We start from the raw sequence: 15,857 nt of genomic DNA on the forward strand, positions 1-15,857 counted from the left end.
GTCTCCCACCCGGATTGGAGGTAGGACACGATGCAGTCGATTCCGATCGGACTCACCCCGTTCCAGCATGAGGGCACGCTGAACGGAATCCTCATCTCGGGCCGCTGGCCGGAATCCACACTCGAGTGGACACAGACCCTCGTCGGGTCGGTGCGGATCGCATGCCGGCCCGGCTTCCTCCCGACGACGACGATCTTCGGCGTCGTCGAGCAGCGTCCGCCGCACGGCGGTGAGGACACCGTCGGGATGATGGTCGCGATCGGGAACGTCGTCGACGACAGCTTCGTCGAGGCCGGCAGGTTCCTGAACAATCCCCCGGCGCTCGTCATGCTGCACCCGCCGTCGCAGACCCGTCCGTCGTTGCCGGAGTGTTCCGAGGTCGCCTCGGGTTGTGTGCTGCTGCCCGGGCTCCCCGAACTCGGACTCGAGCACCGGGCCGGGTGGGCCGAGGCGGAGGCCGACGGGACCGTGGTGAACCTCCGCAACGAGGTGGGCATCGACCCCAATGCCGACCCGGACACCGCCGTGCTCGCCATGCTCCTCGCAGCTTAGGGCGCCGAGGCCTCGCGAAGGCCCAGAGGCGGTTGCCCGCACGCGGCAATCCGGGTGGCCGAACTTTAGTTTTTGTGCCCCCGACCTGCATGGATACGGGCTACTGACGAGTTGCATTCGCCAGTTAGGGCTCACTAACCTGGCGTCTGTGATTGCTGCCCTGCTCCTCAGTTTCGGCGTGATCTTCGTCGCCGAACTGGGCGACAAGTCACAACTGATGGCGATGACCTACGCCCTGCGGTACCGCTGGTGGGTCGTCCTCCTCGCCATCACCGTCGCCACCACTGCGGTACACGCCGTCTCGGTGTTCTTCGGTCATTTCCTCGGGATGTCGCTGCCGACCGATCTGATGTCGGTCCTGGCCGGCCTCGCCATGCTCGTCTTCGGCCTGTGGACGATCTACGGAGATCGCCTCGACGACGAGGAGCAGAACCGCGCGACGCGAGTCGGCGCCTCGGTGTTCCTCGCCGTGATGTCGGCCTTCTTCCTCGCCGAGCTCGGCGACAAGACCATGCTGGCCACCATCACACTTGCCACCGACCACGACTGGCTCGGCGTGTGGATCGGTTCCACCGTGGGCATGGTCGCCGCCGACGCCCTGGCGATCGGCGTGGGTGTCCTGCTCGGGAAGCACCTTCCCGAGCGTGTCATCGCGATCGGTGCGGCCGTTCTGTTCTTCGGTTTCGCGGTGTGGCTCACCGTGACCGGCCTGACCGGGGCGTCGACCCCGATGATCGCCGCGACGGTCACCGCGATCGTCGTCATCATCGGAGTGGGGACGTTCCTCATCCACCGCGACCGTCGTCTCCGCGCCGACTCCGATACCGAAGCAGCCGTTCCCGAGCGTTCGCTCGGTGGACACGAGGGCTGAACGCGGGCGCCACGCAGCAGCTGACTATCGTGAACGTGCACCCCGCGCCGGTGCACGTCGTCCACTTCACCGGGACACGGGTCCGGCGGCAATCGGTACCGCGAAAGGACTACTACACCCATGGACGTTTCAGGCGCTTCCGTTCTGGTCACCGGCGGGGCATCGGGCCTCGGCGCAGCCACCGCCCGTCGCTTCGCCGCCGCAGGCGCGCAGGTCTTCGGCCTCGACCTGCAGGCCTCGATCGACAAGGCGGCACCCACCGACGGCGTCACCCTGATCACCGCCGACGTCACCGACGAAGCGCAGGTCCAGGGCGCCATCGACACCATCGCCGAGTCGGGCGCACCGCTGCGTGTCGCCGTCAACTGCGCCGGCGTCGGCTGGGCCGCACGCATCCTCGGCAAGAACGGCCCCCACGAGCTCGACCTCTTCCGCAAGGTCATCGACATCAACCTGGTCGGCACCTTCAACGTGATGCGGCTGGCCGCCAACCGCATGTCGGAGGGGTCCACCATCGACGGCGACGGCCAGCGCGGCGTCATCATCAACACCGCTTCGGTCGCGGCCTTCGAGGGCCAGATCGGTCAGATCGCGTACGCCGCGTCGAAGGGTGGCGTCCACGCGATGACCATTTCTGCGGCCCGCGACCTCGCCCGGATCGGTGTGCGCGTCTGCACCATCGCCCCCGGCACCATCAGCACCCCGATGCTGGCGGGTGTGACCCCCGAGTTCCAGAAGACCCTGGCCGAGGCGATCCCGTTCCCGCAGCGTCTCGGTGAGCCCGACGAGTACGCACAGCTGGCCGAGTTCATCGTCGAGCACAACTACCTCAACGGCGAGACCATCCGCATGGACGGCGCGATCCGGATGGCTCCGCGCTAGAGTCCCGATTCCTGGTCCTCGGCCGGGCGACCGATGGGCGCCACCTCGGCGTCCTCGGTCAGCAGCAGCTCCTCGGACAACCTGATCAGCGGTGCGGCATCCGCTTCCAGACCCTCGCCGTCGGCGGGGGCGAGGTCGCGGACCGCGCCGCTGATCTTGTCTCCGGCCCCGTCGGCCACCGCGCTCAACTCCGACACCGCGCTGCGCAGCAATCGAACCTGCACGTCGACCTGGGCATACTCGAAGACCGGCGGTAGATACGGACTGAGCTGGGTCAACGCGTCCCGCGTCTCGACCACGCGCCGGTGGAGCCGCGTCGTCGGCGACAACTGACCCGTGTCGGGCAGCACGACCTCCGGTACCGCACCGGTCACCAACCGCCACAACGGCAGGAGTTCGGTGTCGAGTCGGCGGCGGCGCCGGTTGGCCACGAGGGACTGCACCCTGGAGTAGACCATCGGATAGCTGATGCCCAGCAGGAAGGACACGACGCCGACGGTCGCCAGGACCCGGTTGGTGGTCACGAGCCACGGGGACCTCGCGACATTCATCGCACTGACCGCGACGAACACGATCTGCGCGATCGCACCGAGCGCCAGGAACCCGAGTCCGGCCATGAGCAGACCCAGCGACACTCGTAGGTATCCGTCGGCCGTCGCATAGAACTTCCGGACACTGTTGACGCAGGCCAGGAAACCATAGGCGAGGTATCCGCTCGCGATCAGCATGAACAGGGCGAAACCCCAGTTCTGGACGGTCCATTCGCTGATGGTCTCGGTCCGGATCTCCTCGGGGATCACCAGCATGGTGATCTGGAGACCGATGAGCGACGCGACGAGCGGCAGCGCCTCCCAGCCGGCGCGTCGTTCGCGGGACACCCGGTCGGGGAAGAAGAAGACCACGACGAGCGCGGCCACCCCGATCGCGAGGAGCGCGTAGAAGGCCACCCTCGACAGTCCGGCGAATCCCCTGGTGTTGAGCGTGGACGCCACCGCCTCGTTCACCACGACGAAGGCGACCGTCAACGACGCGACCGCGACCATCATCGCCAGCGGTTGGAGTCCCCATCCGGTACGGCGGATCTGGTCCAGTCGCCAGCAGAACGCGATCGCGAAGACCACGCCCGCCAGCGCATTGACGATGCCGATCCCCGCCTCGACACCCTCAGCGAGGACGAGGGCAGTGACGGCGTCGCCGGCCGACCCGGTCACAACCATCCGCGGTGCCCACCCAGCAGCCGCTGGAGGCCCCGGAGCTCGTCGTGCGCGGCAGTGCTCCCGACGCCGGTGCCGGCCTCCTCGGCCCAGGCGAGGATCATCGACGCCAACATCTCGGCCTCCCACTCGCGGTCATCGGAGTAACAGGTACGACGCAGTGCCGCGTCGGACGAATCCTGCGTGAGAGCGGCCAACCCTTCGACGGACACCTCGGCAAGCATCTGGTGCCCGGCGATGAGATGCCCGAATTCGTGGATGACGATCTGGTCGCGATGCAGCGGCGACGTGTTCGCCTGATAGAAGAAGTAGTCCGCGTCGGCAGCCGCCAACCAGATCCCGTTGGGCGCGCCACTGGGCAACGGATGGGCGAGCAGCCGAATCGGACGACCCCGCCGCTCGCCGTACCGGTCACACAACTGCGTGACATCCAGCGGGAGATCGAGATCGAGTCCACGCAACGTGGTGCGACACAGCACACGCAGAGCACGCTCGGATCGACGCATGTGCACAATCGAACCACGACTTCGTAAGGGCACGCGATGTGTGCCACCGACCGAGGGAACAGACGCCACGAGGTGGTCACCGGCTCGGACTGGTCTTGGGCCGACACCCCACGGCCCATACTCCTGTCCGACGCCCGGCGACCCGTGCGACGCGGTTTTCGGCCGTCAGGCCGAGAACCAGGTCAGTCCTCGCTCGTCTCCCCGACCACACGCAGACGCGAATCAGCCGACGGCTTCTCGTCGCTGAGTCCCGCCGCGATGACGTCCGGTGGGTCTTTCGGAAGACCCTGCTGCTCGCGCAGTACCTTGATCAGTTCGTTCACCACGGTGACCGAATCGCTCGAGAGGCCCGCAAGTCGGAATGCCGCCAACTGCACGTTGGTGTCCGCCTGCAACCGCATCAGATCGATCTCGTCGCGGGTGCGCTGCGCGGCCCGATCCTCGAGGAAGTAATGCACGTCGACCCCGAATGCGGCCGCGATCCCCTCGACGGTTCGGAACGACGGGGACTTCGCTTTCCCCGACCGCAACTGGCTCAGATACGACTCACCCAGACGGAATCCCCGTTCCGTCGACCGCGCCGCAATCGCCTTGGCACTGTATGCCCTCCCGTTCGGACCGGGAACGGTCCGAAAAAGCTCCTCGAGTCGCCGGGCGAACAACCCCGGATCGAGTGCATCCGATTCCTTCGCTCTCGAACGATCGGAGTCGGTGCGTCCGGTGTCGCCCATAGGCTTCTCCGCCCCTCCTGAAGTCATGACCATGTTCTCCGAAATGCGAAACTTGAATTTGCAAACATTAAAGCCCGCTGCACTCGGCCGTTGCAACGACCGGTACGGTCAGAACGTACCGGACCGTCGCACGCCATGCGTATCACCTGTGGTGATGATGTAACGAACGATAGTGTGGCGTTCTTCACACTTCGGGGGGTAACACGGTGTCGGCCTGCCGACGACACATGAACTGGAGGCCTGACCGTGATGCACTCGGGGTCATGAGGTCGCGCCCCGAACCACTGGATCTTGTACACAACTGTACTCCCGGAGCCGAACGATGACCCACCGCATTCCGGAGCCTCACGGCAACCGTCGGCGGCGTCGATCCGTGGCATCCGTCGGTGCCGTCCTCGCGATGATCGCGTTCCTCGCTCTCGCCCCCGGCATCGGCTCGACGGCCCCGATCGGCTCTGGTGACTCCGGACCCGGCAACAGCGGGTCGGGCGGCTACGGCGCGCACAGCGCCGACGACGACTCCGATGATGATGACGACGACTACGGGGCGTCACCCCCGACCGGCAACGGCACCCCGGGGAGCTCCTGGCACCACGGCCACGGACACGGACACGGCCATCACGGTCACGGCACCCCGTCGGGCACCGGAACACCGTCCGGGACCACGACGACGGGCAGTTCGGTGACCGGGTCCGCCGAGACCGGGCCACCTGACACCGGGAGCTCGACGACCGAAGCCTCTCCGTCGGAGAGCCCGGCGACGTCGGCTACCTCGACGACCGGGATCGTGATCCCCGTGCCGCCCGTGAACGTCTGGCCGAACGTGCCGCCGGCTCCGCAGGACCCGACCGGCGCCGACCCGTCACCCGACGGCGAGGGAACCCCGCCCCCACCCGCCGACGTCCCGACGGTCGCCGCCCCCAGCGGTCCCCCTGCCGCCGCGGCTCCCGGGGCATCTGCAGCAGGCGCGCCGGCAGGTGTGGGAGCCGCAGCTCCTCGCGCCGGCGAGACCTCCCCGGATGCGGAGACGCCGGAAGCTGTTTCGACCGACTCGGACGAGTCCGAGTCCGCCGCCTTGGTGTCGAGTCCACCGGCACCGTCCGACGGTCCGGCACAGGCCCTGCCGAGTTCGTCCCCCGACACGATCCTGACGGGGGTCAAGAAGTTCCTGGTCGGCGTGGCCCCCGGTGGCCTGATGCTGCTCGGCGCGGTCGCCCTGTTCGGCAGCGGATCGTTCCTGGAGTCGCTGCGCACCCTGCGTTCCTGACGGTCGCCCGCCGGCTCGTCGGGTCAGTCGTCGGTCCGTGCCAGCAGATCCCGTTCGTGCGGGACGTCGTCGACGGCGCCCCCGGACATCCACTCCCGCAACACCTTTGTGGCCCGGACGTCGTCCTCGTTGTACTCCAGCAGTCGCTGCCGCTGACCGAGATCAGGGCGGCCGCCACCCAGAGCGACCGCGGCGCGGTACCACTCCATCGACGCCTCGCCGCTCGCGTCGTCGTCGCGCCACGCGAACCCGGCGACGGGCGCGACCCGTTTCAGTCCCTTGCCGCGGGGACAGATGAAGTTCTCGCCGACGGCCTCGTAGATGTCGACCCACTCGTCGGAGGCGATGAAGGCCTCCACCTCGCGTCGCGTCGGGATGCCGGGTTCGCCGGCGAACCGGTCGGCCGAGCCCAGCAGCCAACGGTTCTCGGCCTGTTGTGAGTAGCAGTACGCCGCGAAGGTCTTCCCGCTCTGCCGGGCGGCGAGCCGTTCGGCGGTCAGCCAGGCCCAGAACTCGGCGAACGACCTCGCCTCGTCGCGGGTGGGCAGCGGATCCCAGGTGACGAACGGCCGGTAGACCACCGGCTCGTCGGGCGCGGTGGTGTCGGTGCGCAGCGTGCCCCACAGGTAGGCGCCGTGTTCGCCGAAGCTCTCCATGTCGACGTCGACCTCGATGTCGGCGCGATACACCCGCGGGGTGTCGAGGCGCCGGACGAGTTCGGTTCCGGTCAGCCAGGCGATCGCACCGATCACCGCGTCGTCGAATCGTGCACTGCCCGGCCAGTTCTCCGGCGGATCTCCGCGCTGCGCGGCGAGCTGGTCGATCGTCGTGATGCCCGCCTCGATGAGTGCGGCGCCCTGGTTCCCGGTGGCGACGAGGGACACGTCGCGGACGGCCTCCAGTTCCGGGCCGCACTTCACCCACCACGGGCACGAGCGGCATTCGGCGACGCGTCGCGGTTCGGTCGGCACCTGCTGCGCCGCGATCGCCCGGCGCCGGTCCAGGACCTCGTTGTAGTCCTCGAGCATCGCACCGGTGTCGTGCACGACGATGCAGTCGGCGTCGACGCCGATCACCCCGCCGCGCAGGTCACCGCTCTCCGACGACGCGGCGCTGCCGATCTCGACCAGCATCGCGGTGAGCTGGGCGAGGCGCAGGGCGTCGCGCCGGTTGGGCCGGCCGGTGCGATACGGATCGGGCGTGGGCGCCCACCCCCAGAGCGGACTGGTGACCAGTGTGGGCGGGCGGCTCGGATCCGGGGTGGTCTTCGCGGGCTGGGTGATCCGGTGATTGACGACGATGACCGGGACGTACCCGTCGCCCACCCTCACCAGGAGTTCGGCATGTCCGCGCCGCCCGTGTTCGACGTCGGTGGGCAGCGCCGCATTCCAGATCCACGCGACACCCGCGTCGCACGCCTTCATGGTGGCGGCGACCCGGTCCGCGGCCCTGGACTCCGGGTCGACGGCGACGAACGCACCCGGCTGATCGCTGTGGATGCCGCGGAGCAGTTCCCGGACCGCGGTCCGATGATCGGCCGCGGCCTCCTTGCGTCGCTGCACGCCGGGCGGGTCCGGTTCGGTACCCGGACGCCCCTCGTGACCGAAGTCGAGAGCGACCCGGTGCTCGCAACCCGCCAGATCGCGCGGCGACAACACCACAGAGGCCACGCCATCCCTTTCTCGGCTCGAGCAGTCGGACGCGTGGCCCCACCGGGCCACGTGTCATGCTTGTACTTGTTACCACGCCCGCAGCGGTCCACTCGGCAGCAGCGAAAGGTCATTCGATGGGTTTGTTCTCCTCCGACGGTAGGTCTCGCGCTCAGCGCCGCGCAGAGGCCAAGGCTCTCAAGACGAAAGCCAAGCTCGAGGCGAAGTTCGACGCCAAGCACCGGCGGAAGGAACAGAAGGCTCGTCGCAAGACCGAGCACAAGTACCTCCAGAAGGATCTGAAGGCGGAGCGCAAGACCGCCAAGCAGTTGGCGAAGGCCCAGGAGAAGGTCGTCAAGGCCGAGACCAAGAAGGTGAGTGCCGAAGCGAAGGCGGCCGCCGACGCCAAGGTGTTCAGCCCGGCCAGCGTCAAGCGGTACCTCTCGGTCGCTCGCCTCGTGGCGCCCATCGCCGTCCCGATCGCCTACCGCGCCGCGGTCGCCGGCCGCGCGCAGCTCTCGGCTCTGCAGGCCAGTCGTGCAGGTGTGTCGCCAGAAGTGTTGCGCCAGTTCAGCGGCCACGGCGCGGCGCTGTCCGCGCGGATCGCCACGACGCGCACCGCCCTGGACAAGGTCGTCGCCCAGGACACCAGCGCCGACGCCAAGGACTTCGTCGCGGCAATGACCCAGCGTCTGGACAACCTCGACATCGCGGTCGGCGCGGCCGAGACCATGTCCGCCGCACAGCGCCGGACGGCACACCAGTCGATCGACGACGAACTCGTCGCCATCGACGCCGACATCCTCGCGCGGCTGGGCGTTCGCTCCTGACCTAGCGGTGAGCCGGTGGCCTTCGACCCTCGTCGGAGGCAGCCGCTCACCCTTTAGGATGGGTTCCACGCGTCGCGTCGGGGGTCCGCCCGGTGCGCACACCCCGGAAACACACGCAGGGCCGGGACTCACGCAAGGGAGCGCCGTATGACCGAGCAGGAGCCGAGCGTCACGCCGTCCGACGGCGGTGCGAACAACGACGAGCCGACCCTGTTCCCCATCACTCCCCCGGAGTCCGAGGCGGCAGCGGCCGATCCTGCACCGGCTCAACCGGGTGTGCCGGCGGCCCCCGAGAACCCGACCCCGAAGAAACCTGCGCCGAAGAAGACCCCGGCCAAGAAGACGCCTGCCAAGAAGGCCTCGGCGGAATCCGGCGGCGACAAGCTGCCGGCCAAGGAGGCTGCCAAGAAAGCACCCGCGAAGAAAGCACCCGCGAAGAAAGCCCCCGCGAAGAAGGCTTCGAGCGCTGCGCCCGCCAAGAAGGCCCCCGCGAAGAAGGCCCCGCCGAAGTCGGCGCCTCCCGTCGCCGAAGCGGCAGCCGCGCCCCCTGCGACTCCGGCACCCACACCTGCACCCACACCTCCGGCGGTCGACGTCGTCGCCGAATCCGATGCTGCGCGAGCCACTTTCGCGCAGTTGCGGTCCGGAGCGCCCACCGAACCGCCGACGACCAACCTCACCCCCGCTTATGCGGGGCTGGCGGCGGTCGTGGCGATTCTGGTGTTCGTGGTGCTGCGGCGCGTCCTGCGCTGACCGCTACCGCGGGGGCGGTGAGACCTGAACGCCACCCGACTCGTGCTCGGGTCCGGCGTTCGGATGATCCGCGGGCAGTCGACCGCGGAAACGTGCGGCCTCGCTGACGCCCGGTTCTCCCCCGCTAGAGTGCGGCGGCCGGTGATACGGCCCCGGCTTCGGACGTGCCTTGCCCCCGGGGAACGCCAGGCGCGCGATGGTGCGGTGGACCTGTCCCCACTGCTGCCCGAAAGGCCCTGTGTTGTAGGGCAATCCGTAGCGCTCGCAGATGTCCTTCACCTTGGGTGCGACCTCTGAGTACCGGGTGCTCGGCATATCGGGATACAGGTGGTGCTCCACCTGGTAGCCGAGGTTGCCGCTGATGATGTGGAACAGCGGACTGCCCTCGATGTTCGCCGCACCGACGAGCTGGCGGACGTACCAGCCGCCGCGGGTCTCGTTCTCGACCTCTTCCTGGCTGAATGTGTAGGTCTGGTCCGGGAAATGGCCGCAGAAGATGATGGCGTGCGCCCAGACGTTCCGGATGATGTTGGCGGTGAAGTTCGCGGTCAGGGTCCGCAGGAAGGTGCTCTCCGCACCGGGCAGCACCTGGTCGGCGAACTTCGCAGCGGCACGACCTCGCCGGCCACCGCGGCGTCGGATCGCATTGCCGATCCGCGAGGTCGACGGCTGCCGGATGGCACCGCCCGTCGCGGCCTGGCTCAGCAGGAATGCACCCGCGCTGATCGCCGGCCAGCCGATGTAATCCTTCACGACCTGGCGACGCATCTTGACCGCGATGCCCTTGAGGTCCTTGGTGAGCTCCGACATCGGCTTCTCACCGCGCCGGATCGCCTCCAGGTCGAGGTCGTGCAGCGCGACACCCCACTCGAAGAAGGCGGTCAGCAGGACGTTGTAGAACGGCTGGAGCAGATAGACCGGGTGCCACTTCTGGTTCGGGTCGATGCGCATGATCTCGTAGCCGAGATCCTTGTCCTTGCCGCGAATGTTGGTGTAGGTGTGGTGGATGTAGTTGTGGGAGTGCTTCCAGGCCTCCGCGGTGGAGGCGGTGTCCCAGTCCCACACCGACGAGTGGATGTAGGGATCGTTCATCCAGTCCCACTGCCCGTGCATCACGTTGTGGCCGATCTCCATGTTCTCCAGGATCTTGGCCATACCGAGGCACGCCGTTCCGGCGACCCAGGCTCCCCGCGAACGCGAGTTGAGCAACACGATGCGCCCCAGCGTGGCGAGCTGACGCTGGGTGGCGATGACGGTCTTGATGTAACGCCGGTCGCGGTCGCCGAGGTCGCCGTAGACCTCGTCGTGGATGGCGTCGAACTCCTCGGCGAGCTTGTCGATCGTCTCCTGATCGAGGTGCGCCAACGGGCTGGTCACGCGCTGTCCGGAATCGGTGGTTGTCATGTTTGTTCCTCCCGGTCAATCCTGACCTTCGGTCTACGGTGTGGATCCTGACCTTCGGTCTACGGTGTGGATCCTGACCTTCGGTCTACGGAGTGGGGTCTGACGTCCGGTCAGAGGTCGACGTCGACGTCTCCCTCGGCGGTGTTCACGCAGATGCGGATGCTCGTTCCCTCTGGCGAACTCACCTCGCCGGTACGCAGGTCCCGGATGCTCCCCTGCTCGAGAACCCCGGTGCAGGTGTGGCAGATACCGATCCGGCAGCCGAACTTCAGCTCCATGCCGTTCTCCTCACCTGCGACGAGGATCGGTTGGCCCGGCTCACAGGTCACCTCGGTGTCACTGCGAGTGAACCGGACGGTGCCCCCCTCACCCTCTCCGGCATTCCCGCCGATGATCGGCTGGAAACGTTCGAGATGGATTCGGTCGCCGACACCCTCGGACTCGAAATGCTCGACGAGGCTGTCGAGGAGCTCACGGGGTCCGGAACACATGGCCTGCCGTTCACGCCAGTCCGGACAGAGTTCGTCGAGGTCGGCAGCCTTGATGCGACCGTCCCTGCCCGTGATGCGCAACGTCAGATCGAAGCCGTCGTGCCGATCGTCCATCGACTCGAGATCGGACCGGAACATCACCTGCTCGTCGCTGTGCGCCGAGTGGATGGCGACCACGTCGTCGATCCGATCGCGATGGTCGAGGTCGCGGAGCATGCTCATGATCGGGGTGATCCCGCTGCCCGCGCTGATGAACAGCATCTTCTCCGGCAACGGATCGGGGAGCGTGAAGACGCCCTCGATCTCGCCGAGCCGCACGATCTCCCCCGGGCGTATGCGGTGGACGAGGTAGGGCGAGACCTTTCCCTCCTCGACCAGCTTCGGCGTCACACTGATCAGGCCGTCGCGTGGATGCGGATCTGAGGTCAACGAGTAAGCACGCCAATGGAACACACCGTCGATGACCACCCCGAGACGGACATACTGCCCCGGTTGGTGACCCGGCCACTCGTAGCCCGGCTTGATCCACACCGTTGCCGCATCCACGCCCTCCGGCCGTACCTCGACGACCCGCCCGCGCAGCTCCCGAGTCGTCCAGAGCGGATTGATCAGCTCCAGGTAGTCGTCGGGGTGCAGGGGATTGAACAGGTGCCGGATCGCGCCCAGGAAACCTCGGCGCAGCGGGGAGACCTTGGGTGTTGCGCCGCGTTCAGCCACGGAACAGCCTTTGTCGCAATTCGATTCGTGTCACGACACCTCGCAATGGGTCGTCGGTTGTCTCTTCGTTCCCACGAGCTGCTTCATGGGTACCCTCCGAGCGATCTGGGTCCGACCCTACGACCTCAGGCGTCGCAGGGTGGGTCACTCGATCAGATCGGTTCACAACGGCCGAATTACCACCGGCCGGACGATTCAAACCCAGGTCGAGGCATCAATCCGGCCACGTTCTGGCGACAACTGGGACCTATCGGACAATCGCCGACTCGATGCGCCTCAGGATCGCCGCCGCCACCTCGTCGGGCCGTGATTCCGGGAGCCAGTGGTCGGCACCCGGCAGGACGACGAAGTCGTAGGGAGCGTCGACCCACCCCGAGGACAGTTGCGCGCCGACCCTGCCCAGGGCGATGTCGCGGTCGCCCCAGAGGTACGTCGTCGGAACCCGCACCTGCCGGCGCGTCGACCTCTTGTCTGGGATGGGCATCGCCCGATACCAGCCCAACGCGCCGGGCAACGCCCCGTACTCCGCGACGTCCGGAACGATGCGGGAGGCGAACGGTTCCGGAAGTCCCATGCGCACACCGAAATCCGGCCGGGCGGTCATCAACCGCCCGAGTAGCTTCTCCGGCAGCGCCGGGATCTGGAACGCCAACATGTACCAGGACCGGAGGATCTGACCGCGGGGCATCGCCTGCAGGAACGCACCGGGATGCGGGACCGACAGCGCGGTCAGCGTTCGCACCCGATCGGGGTGGTGGGCCGCGAGTGTCCACGCCACCGCCGCACCCCAGTCGTGTCCGACGACGTGCGCATCCTCGACACCCGCGTCGTCGAACAGCGCGAGCACGTCCGCCACCAACTCTCCCTGGACGTACTCTCGGCGCCGGGTGGGTCGCGCCCCGGGTGAGTAACCGCGCTGATCCGGAGCGATCGTGCGGAAACCCCTGGCGTGCAGACGCGGGGCGACGAGATCCCACGAGCGCGCTCGTTGCGGGAAGCCGTGCAGCAGGACGATCGGTTCGCCGTCGAGCGGACCGGCGTCGAGCACGTCGAAGGTGTACGCGCCGCGCCGGAACGTGGTCAGCCTGTCGGTCATCGCCGCACTCTCACACCCAGCGCGTCACCGCACACGCCTCAGTCCTCCCAGCGCACCCGCAGGATGCGGTCGGAACCGTCACCGTCACTCGTCGTCAGCACCAGGGACCCGTCGGGTGCCACGGCGGCACTCCGCAGACGGCCGTGCTTCCGCTCGAGGGCCTCGGTCTTCGACACGACGCGGCGTCCGTCGTCGGACAGCTTCAGGAAGACGAGCCGCTTCCCTTTCAGCGCGGTGAGGACGAGTCCACCGCTGTACGGGCCCCAGCCCGTGGCGGGAAGGAAGGCGATACCCGGCGTCGCGATCGTCGAGTCACCCGACGACCACACCGGCCCGATCGCGCCCGGGACGCGACCGGTGTCGGTCATGGGCACGGACTCGTCGTAGATCAGCGGGGTGCGGTCCGGCTTGTAGCCGTAGTTGCCGCCGGCGACGATCAGGTTCAGCTCGTCGTCCCGGGTCGTCCCCTGCTCGACCGCGTAGACGCGGCCACTGCCCGGGGCCACCGCGACACCTTGGACGTTGCGGTGGCCGAGGCTGTATACCGGGCTGCGCGGGTCCGGATTGCCCGGTGCCGGGGTGCCATCGCGCGTGATGTGCAGAACCTTGCCGCCCAGCGACTTCCGGGCTTGGGCGAACGACGGGGTGCCGGTGTCACCGGTGCCGACCCAGATGCTGTCGGGGGTGACGGCGAGTCCACAGCCGGCACGACTTCCCGAGGAGTTCACCGGGATGTTGCCGAGGATCGTCCGCTCGCGCGCCATCTTCGTCCAGTCCGCGCTGACCCGCCATGACACCACCTTGGTGGTCTGACCGGTCTGCGGCGCCGGGATGGGCGCACCAGCCAGCGGCTCCGGCACGGTGAAAGCGCCCGGCACGGCGTATTCGGCCTGACACGAGTACACCCGTCGGTTCTCGGAGAAGCGGGGGTCGATGGCGAGTCCCATCAGCCCGGCCTCGTGGAACGCGAAGATGTTCGACAGATCGGCCGTGACGTTGACGCGCGTCCCACCAGGGCGCACCGCTACGAACCTCCCCGCGCGCTCCCCGGTGAGCACCGTGCCGTCCGGTGCGACGACGACGCCCCACGGGATGGTCAGCCCACCCGCGACGGTCGTCACCTTGAGCGGCGCCTGGGCGTGAGCCGCCGGGGCCCCGACGACCATCCCGGCGATCGTCGCCGCTGACACCATGACCGCCGCGAGCCCGCGCGCCGGCGATCGACTGGGCTTCCTGCGTTCACGACGTGTCGGGGTCACAGAAGTCACGGTAGCCACGACGCGGTGCCGGGTTGGGGCGAAACGGTGAGATCGAGATCTAACGGCCCGGCAGGTACTTCAACGCACGGACCGCGGTCGGCGTGATGGCCCGGTAGATGTTCTTGGGGACCAGCGGGGCGCGGTCGATGCCGATGAAGCGCTGCTCGGCGATCGTCTGTGCCTCGGTGTATTTGAGCAGGCCCTCTTCGCCGTGGCGTCGGCCCACACCGGAGATGCCCATGCCACCCATCGGCGCGGCGGTCGACGCCCAGGCGGCGGCGTACCCCTCGTTGATGTTGACGGTGCCGGCCCGCAGCCGTTCGGCGACGGCCTGGGCCTCGGCGCTGCTCCCCGCGAAAACGCTTGCGTTGAGCCCGTACTCGGTGTCGTTGGCGAGCTTGATGGCCTCGTCCGTGGAGTCGACCGGGTAGATCGAGACGACCGGCCCGAAGGTCTCGTTGCCGTAGCAGACCATGTCGTCGGTGACATCCGTCAGAACCGTCGGCTCGAAGAAGAACGGGCCGAGATCGGGACGCCGCTTGCCGCCGGCGAGGACCTTGGCACCCTTCGCGACCGCGTCCTGGACGTGCGCCTCGGCGGTGTCGATCTGCGCGGCCGACGCCAGCGAACCCATGTCGGCGGTGAAATCGTAGGTGCCCGAGAGCTTCATCATCGAGACATAAGCCGCGAAACGCTCGGCGAACTCGTCGGCGATCCGCTTGTCGACGTAGATCCGCTCGATCGAGATACACAGCTGACCGGAGTTGGAGAACGCGGCGCGCGCGGCGCCTTGCACGGCGTTGGCGATGTCGGCGTTCGCGGTGACGACCATCGGGTTCTTGCCGCCGAGCTCGGCCGAGAAGCCGATCAGCCGACGACCCGCCTGCTCGGCGAGGGTGGCGCCGGTGGCCGACGACCCGGTGAACATCACGTAGTCGGTCGAGGCCATGATCGCCTGGCCCACGACGCCGCCCGGTCCCGGGACCACGGCGTACAGCTCCCGCGGAAGACCCGCCTCGTAGAGCAGTTCCGCCAGCGCCAGAGCGCAGTACGGGGTCTGGCTGTCGGGTTTGATGACCACACCGTTGCCGGCGACGAGCGCCGCGACCGCGTCGGACACGGCCAGCGTCAGCGGGTAATTCCACGGACTGATGACACCGATGACGCCCTTGGGCAGATGCCGCACCCGGACGCTGGTGGCGCCGGGCAGCATGCCCTTGACCTTGCGGTCGGCGAGCAGCTTGGGTCCGGTGGTCGCGTAGTGGCGCGCGGTGATCGCGACGTCGATCACTTCTTCCTGCGCGTAGATCCGGGCCTTGCCGGTCTCGGCCTGCGCTATGTCCATCAACGACTCGGAGTTGCGGAAGACGAGGTCGGAGAACTTGTCGATGACCTGGGCGCGTTCGGCCGGGGTCCGGGCCGCCCACCCCTGCTGGGCCTGCCGGGCGCGGGCGACCGCGGTCTCGAGGTCCTCTGCCGTCGCGACCGGGATGGTGGCCATCTCGGAGCCGCTGAACGCTTCCAGCACCGGGCGCGTGGGACGACTCGCGGCGTCGTCGATCGCGACGAGGGCTCCGAGACGGGTGAAGTAATCGGCGGTGGGCTTCGGCATTTCGGGGCTCCTCAGCAGCGTTG

General features: G+C 68.1%; 15 protein-coding genes. 6 read left to right on the forward strand and 9 right to left on the reverse strand.

The window, feature by feature from the left end; genetic code table 11:
- The first annotated feature begins 30 nt into the window (after positions 1-30).
- From C5O27_RS03930 to C5O27_RS03940, 3 genes are all read left to right on the forward strand, one after another.
- On the forward strand, positions 31-552 hold the full coding sequence (locus C5O27_RS03930) for a hypothetical protein (protein ID WP_006358857.1): 522 nt from the start codon (positions 31-33) through the stop codon (positions 550-552).
- A gap of 148 nt (positions 553-700) precedes the next feature.
- Positions 701-1,423, forward strand: coding sequence for a TMEM165/GDT1 family protein (locus C5O27_RS03935; protein ID WP_035754202.1), 723 nt, complete (start codon positions 701-703; stop codon positions 1,421-1,423).
- A gap of 120 nt (positions 1,424-1,543) precedes the next feature.
- Positions 1,544-2,305, forward strand: coding sequence for an SDR family NAD(P)-dependent oxidoreductase (locus C5O27_RS03940; RefSeq protein ID WP_127961965.1), 762 nt, complete (start codon positions 1,544-1,546; stop codon positions 2,303-2,305).
- On the opposite strand, the gene C5O27_RS03945 is transcribed toward C5O27_RS03940, so the two are convergent.
- The 3 genes from C5O27_RS03945 to C5O27_RS03955 all read right to left on the reverse strand — a co-directional run bounded on the left by C5O27_RS03945 (position 2,302) and on the right by C5O27_RS03955 (position 4,783).
- Positions 2,302-3,522 carry an MAB_1171c family putative transporter gene (locus tag C5O27_RS03945; RefSeq protein WP_127961966.1) on the reverse strand — a complete coding sequence of 407 codons (1,221 nt, stop codon included), beginning with the start codon at positions 3,520-3,522 and terminating at the stop codon, positions 2,302-2,304. The two genes, C5O27_RS03940 and C5O27_RS03945, sit on opposite strands and share 4 nt — an antisense overlap.
- A complete protein-coding gene (locus tag C5O27_RS03950; protein ID WP_006358861.1) occupies positions 3,513-4,025 on the reverse strand; it encodes a hypothetical protein in 513 nt (170 codons plus the stop codon). Before C5O27_RS03950 ends, C5O27_RS03945 begins: the two co-directional genes overlap by 10 nt.
- Positions 4,026-4,207: 182 nt before the next feature.
- Complete coding sequence (locus tag C5O27_RS03955) at positions 4,208-4,783, reverse strand: helix-turn-helix transcriptional regulator (RefSeq protein ID WP_040004141.1); 576 nt, start codon at positions 4,781-4,783, stop codon at positions 4,208-4,210.
- 346 nt (positions 4,784-5,129) lie between these two features.
- Here C5O27_RS03955 and C5O27_RS22900 point away from each other — a divergent pair, with 346 nt between their 5' ends.
- Positions 5,130-6,023 (forward strand): hypothetical protein, encoded by an 894-nt coding sequence (locus C5O27_RS22900; protein WP_231380944.1) that lies wholly within the window; start codon positions 5,130-5,132, stop codon positions 6,021-6,023.
- A gap of 23 nt (positions 6,024-6,046) precedes the next feature.
- Here C5O27_RS22900 and C5O27_RS03965 read toward each other — a convergent pair whose 3' ends face one another.
- A complete protein-coding gene (locus C5O27_RS03965) occupies positions 6,047-7,693 on the reverse strand; it encodes a TM0106 family RecB-like putative nuclease (RefSeq protein ID WP_006358864.1) in 1,647 nt (548 codons plus the stop codon).
- A gap of 116 nt (positions 7,694-7,809) precedes the next feature.
- On the opposite strand from C5O27_RS03965, the gene C5O27_RS03970 reads away from it, so the two are divergent.
- Together C5O27_RS03970 and C5O27_RS22690 are read left to right on the forward strand one after the other, a co-directional pair.
- Positions 7,810-8,502 (forward strand): DUF6474 family protein, encoded by a 693-nt coding sequence (locus tag C5O27_RS03970; RefSeq protein WP_006358865.1) that lies wholly within the window; start codon positions 7,810-7,812, stop codon positions 8,500-8,502.
- A gap of 147 nt (positions 8,503-8,649) precedes the next feature.
- Entirely contained in the window at positions 8,650-9,255 is a 606-nt protein-coding gene (locus tag C5O27_RS22690) for a hypothetical protein (protein ID WP_164905301.1), read from the forward strand.
- Positions 9,256-9,258: 3 nt separating this feature from the next.
- Here the strand turns inward: C5O27_RS22690 and C5O27_RS03980 are convergent, their stop codons facing one another.
- From C5O27_RS03980 to C5O27_RS04000, 5 genes are all read right to left on the reverse strand, one after another.
- Entirely contained in the window at positions 9,259-10,659 is a 1,401-nt protein-coding gene (locus C5O27_RS03980) for a fatty acid desaturase family protein (RefSeq protein WP_127961967.1), read from the reverse strand.
- A gap of 110 nt (positions 10,660-10,769) precedes the next feature.
- Positions 10,770-11,867: a ferredoxin reductase gene (locus tag C5O27_RS03985; protein WP_127961968.1), complete on the reverse strand. Its 1,098-nt coding sequence runs from the start codon at positions 11,865-11,867 to the stop codon at positions 10,770-10,772.
- A gap of 247 nt (positions 11,868-12,114) precedes the next feature.
- Entirely contained in the window at positions 12,115-12,963 is an 849-nt protein-coding gene (locus tag C5O27_RS03990) for an alpha/beta fold hydrolase (protein WP_127961969.1), read from the reverse strand.
- A 38-nt stretch (positions 12,964-13,001) separates the two neighbouring features.
- Positions 13,002-14,222 (reverse strand): PQQ-dependent sugar dehydrogenase, encoded by a 1,221-nt coding sequence (locus C5O27_RS03995; RefSeq protein ID WP_127961970.1) that lies wholly within the window; start codon positions 14,220-14,222, stop codon positions 13,002-13,004.
- 58 nt (positions 14,223-14,280) lie between these two features.
- Entirely contained in the window at positions 14,281-15,834 is a 1,554-nt protein-coding gene (locus C5O27_RS04000) for a succinic semialdehyde dehydrogenase (RefSeq protein ID WP_006358871.1), read from the reverse strand.
- Positions 15,835-15,857: the final 23 nt, after the last annotated feature.

This window comes from Gordonia alkanivorans (assembly GCF_004011905.1).
GTDB classification, from domain to species: Bacteria; Actinomycetota; Actinomycetes; order Mycobacteriales; family Mycobacteriaceae; genus Gordonia; species Gordonia alkanivorans.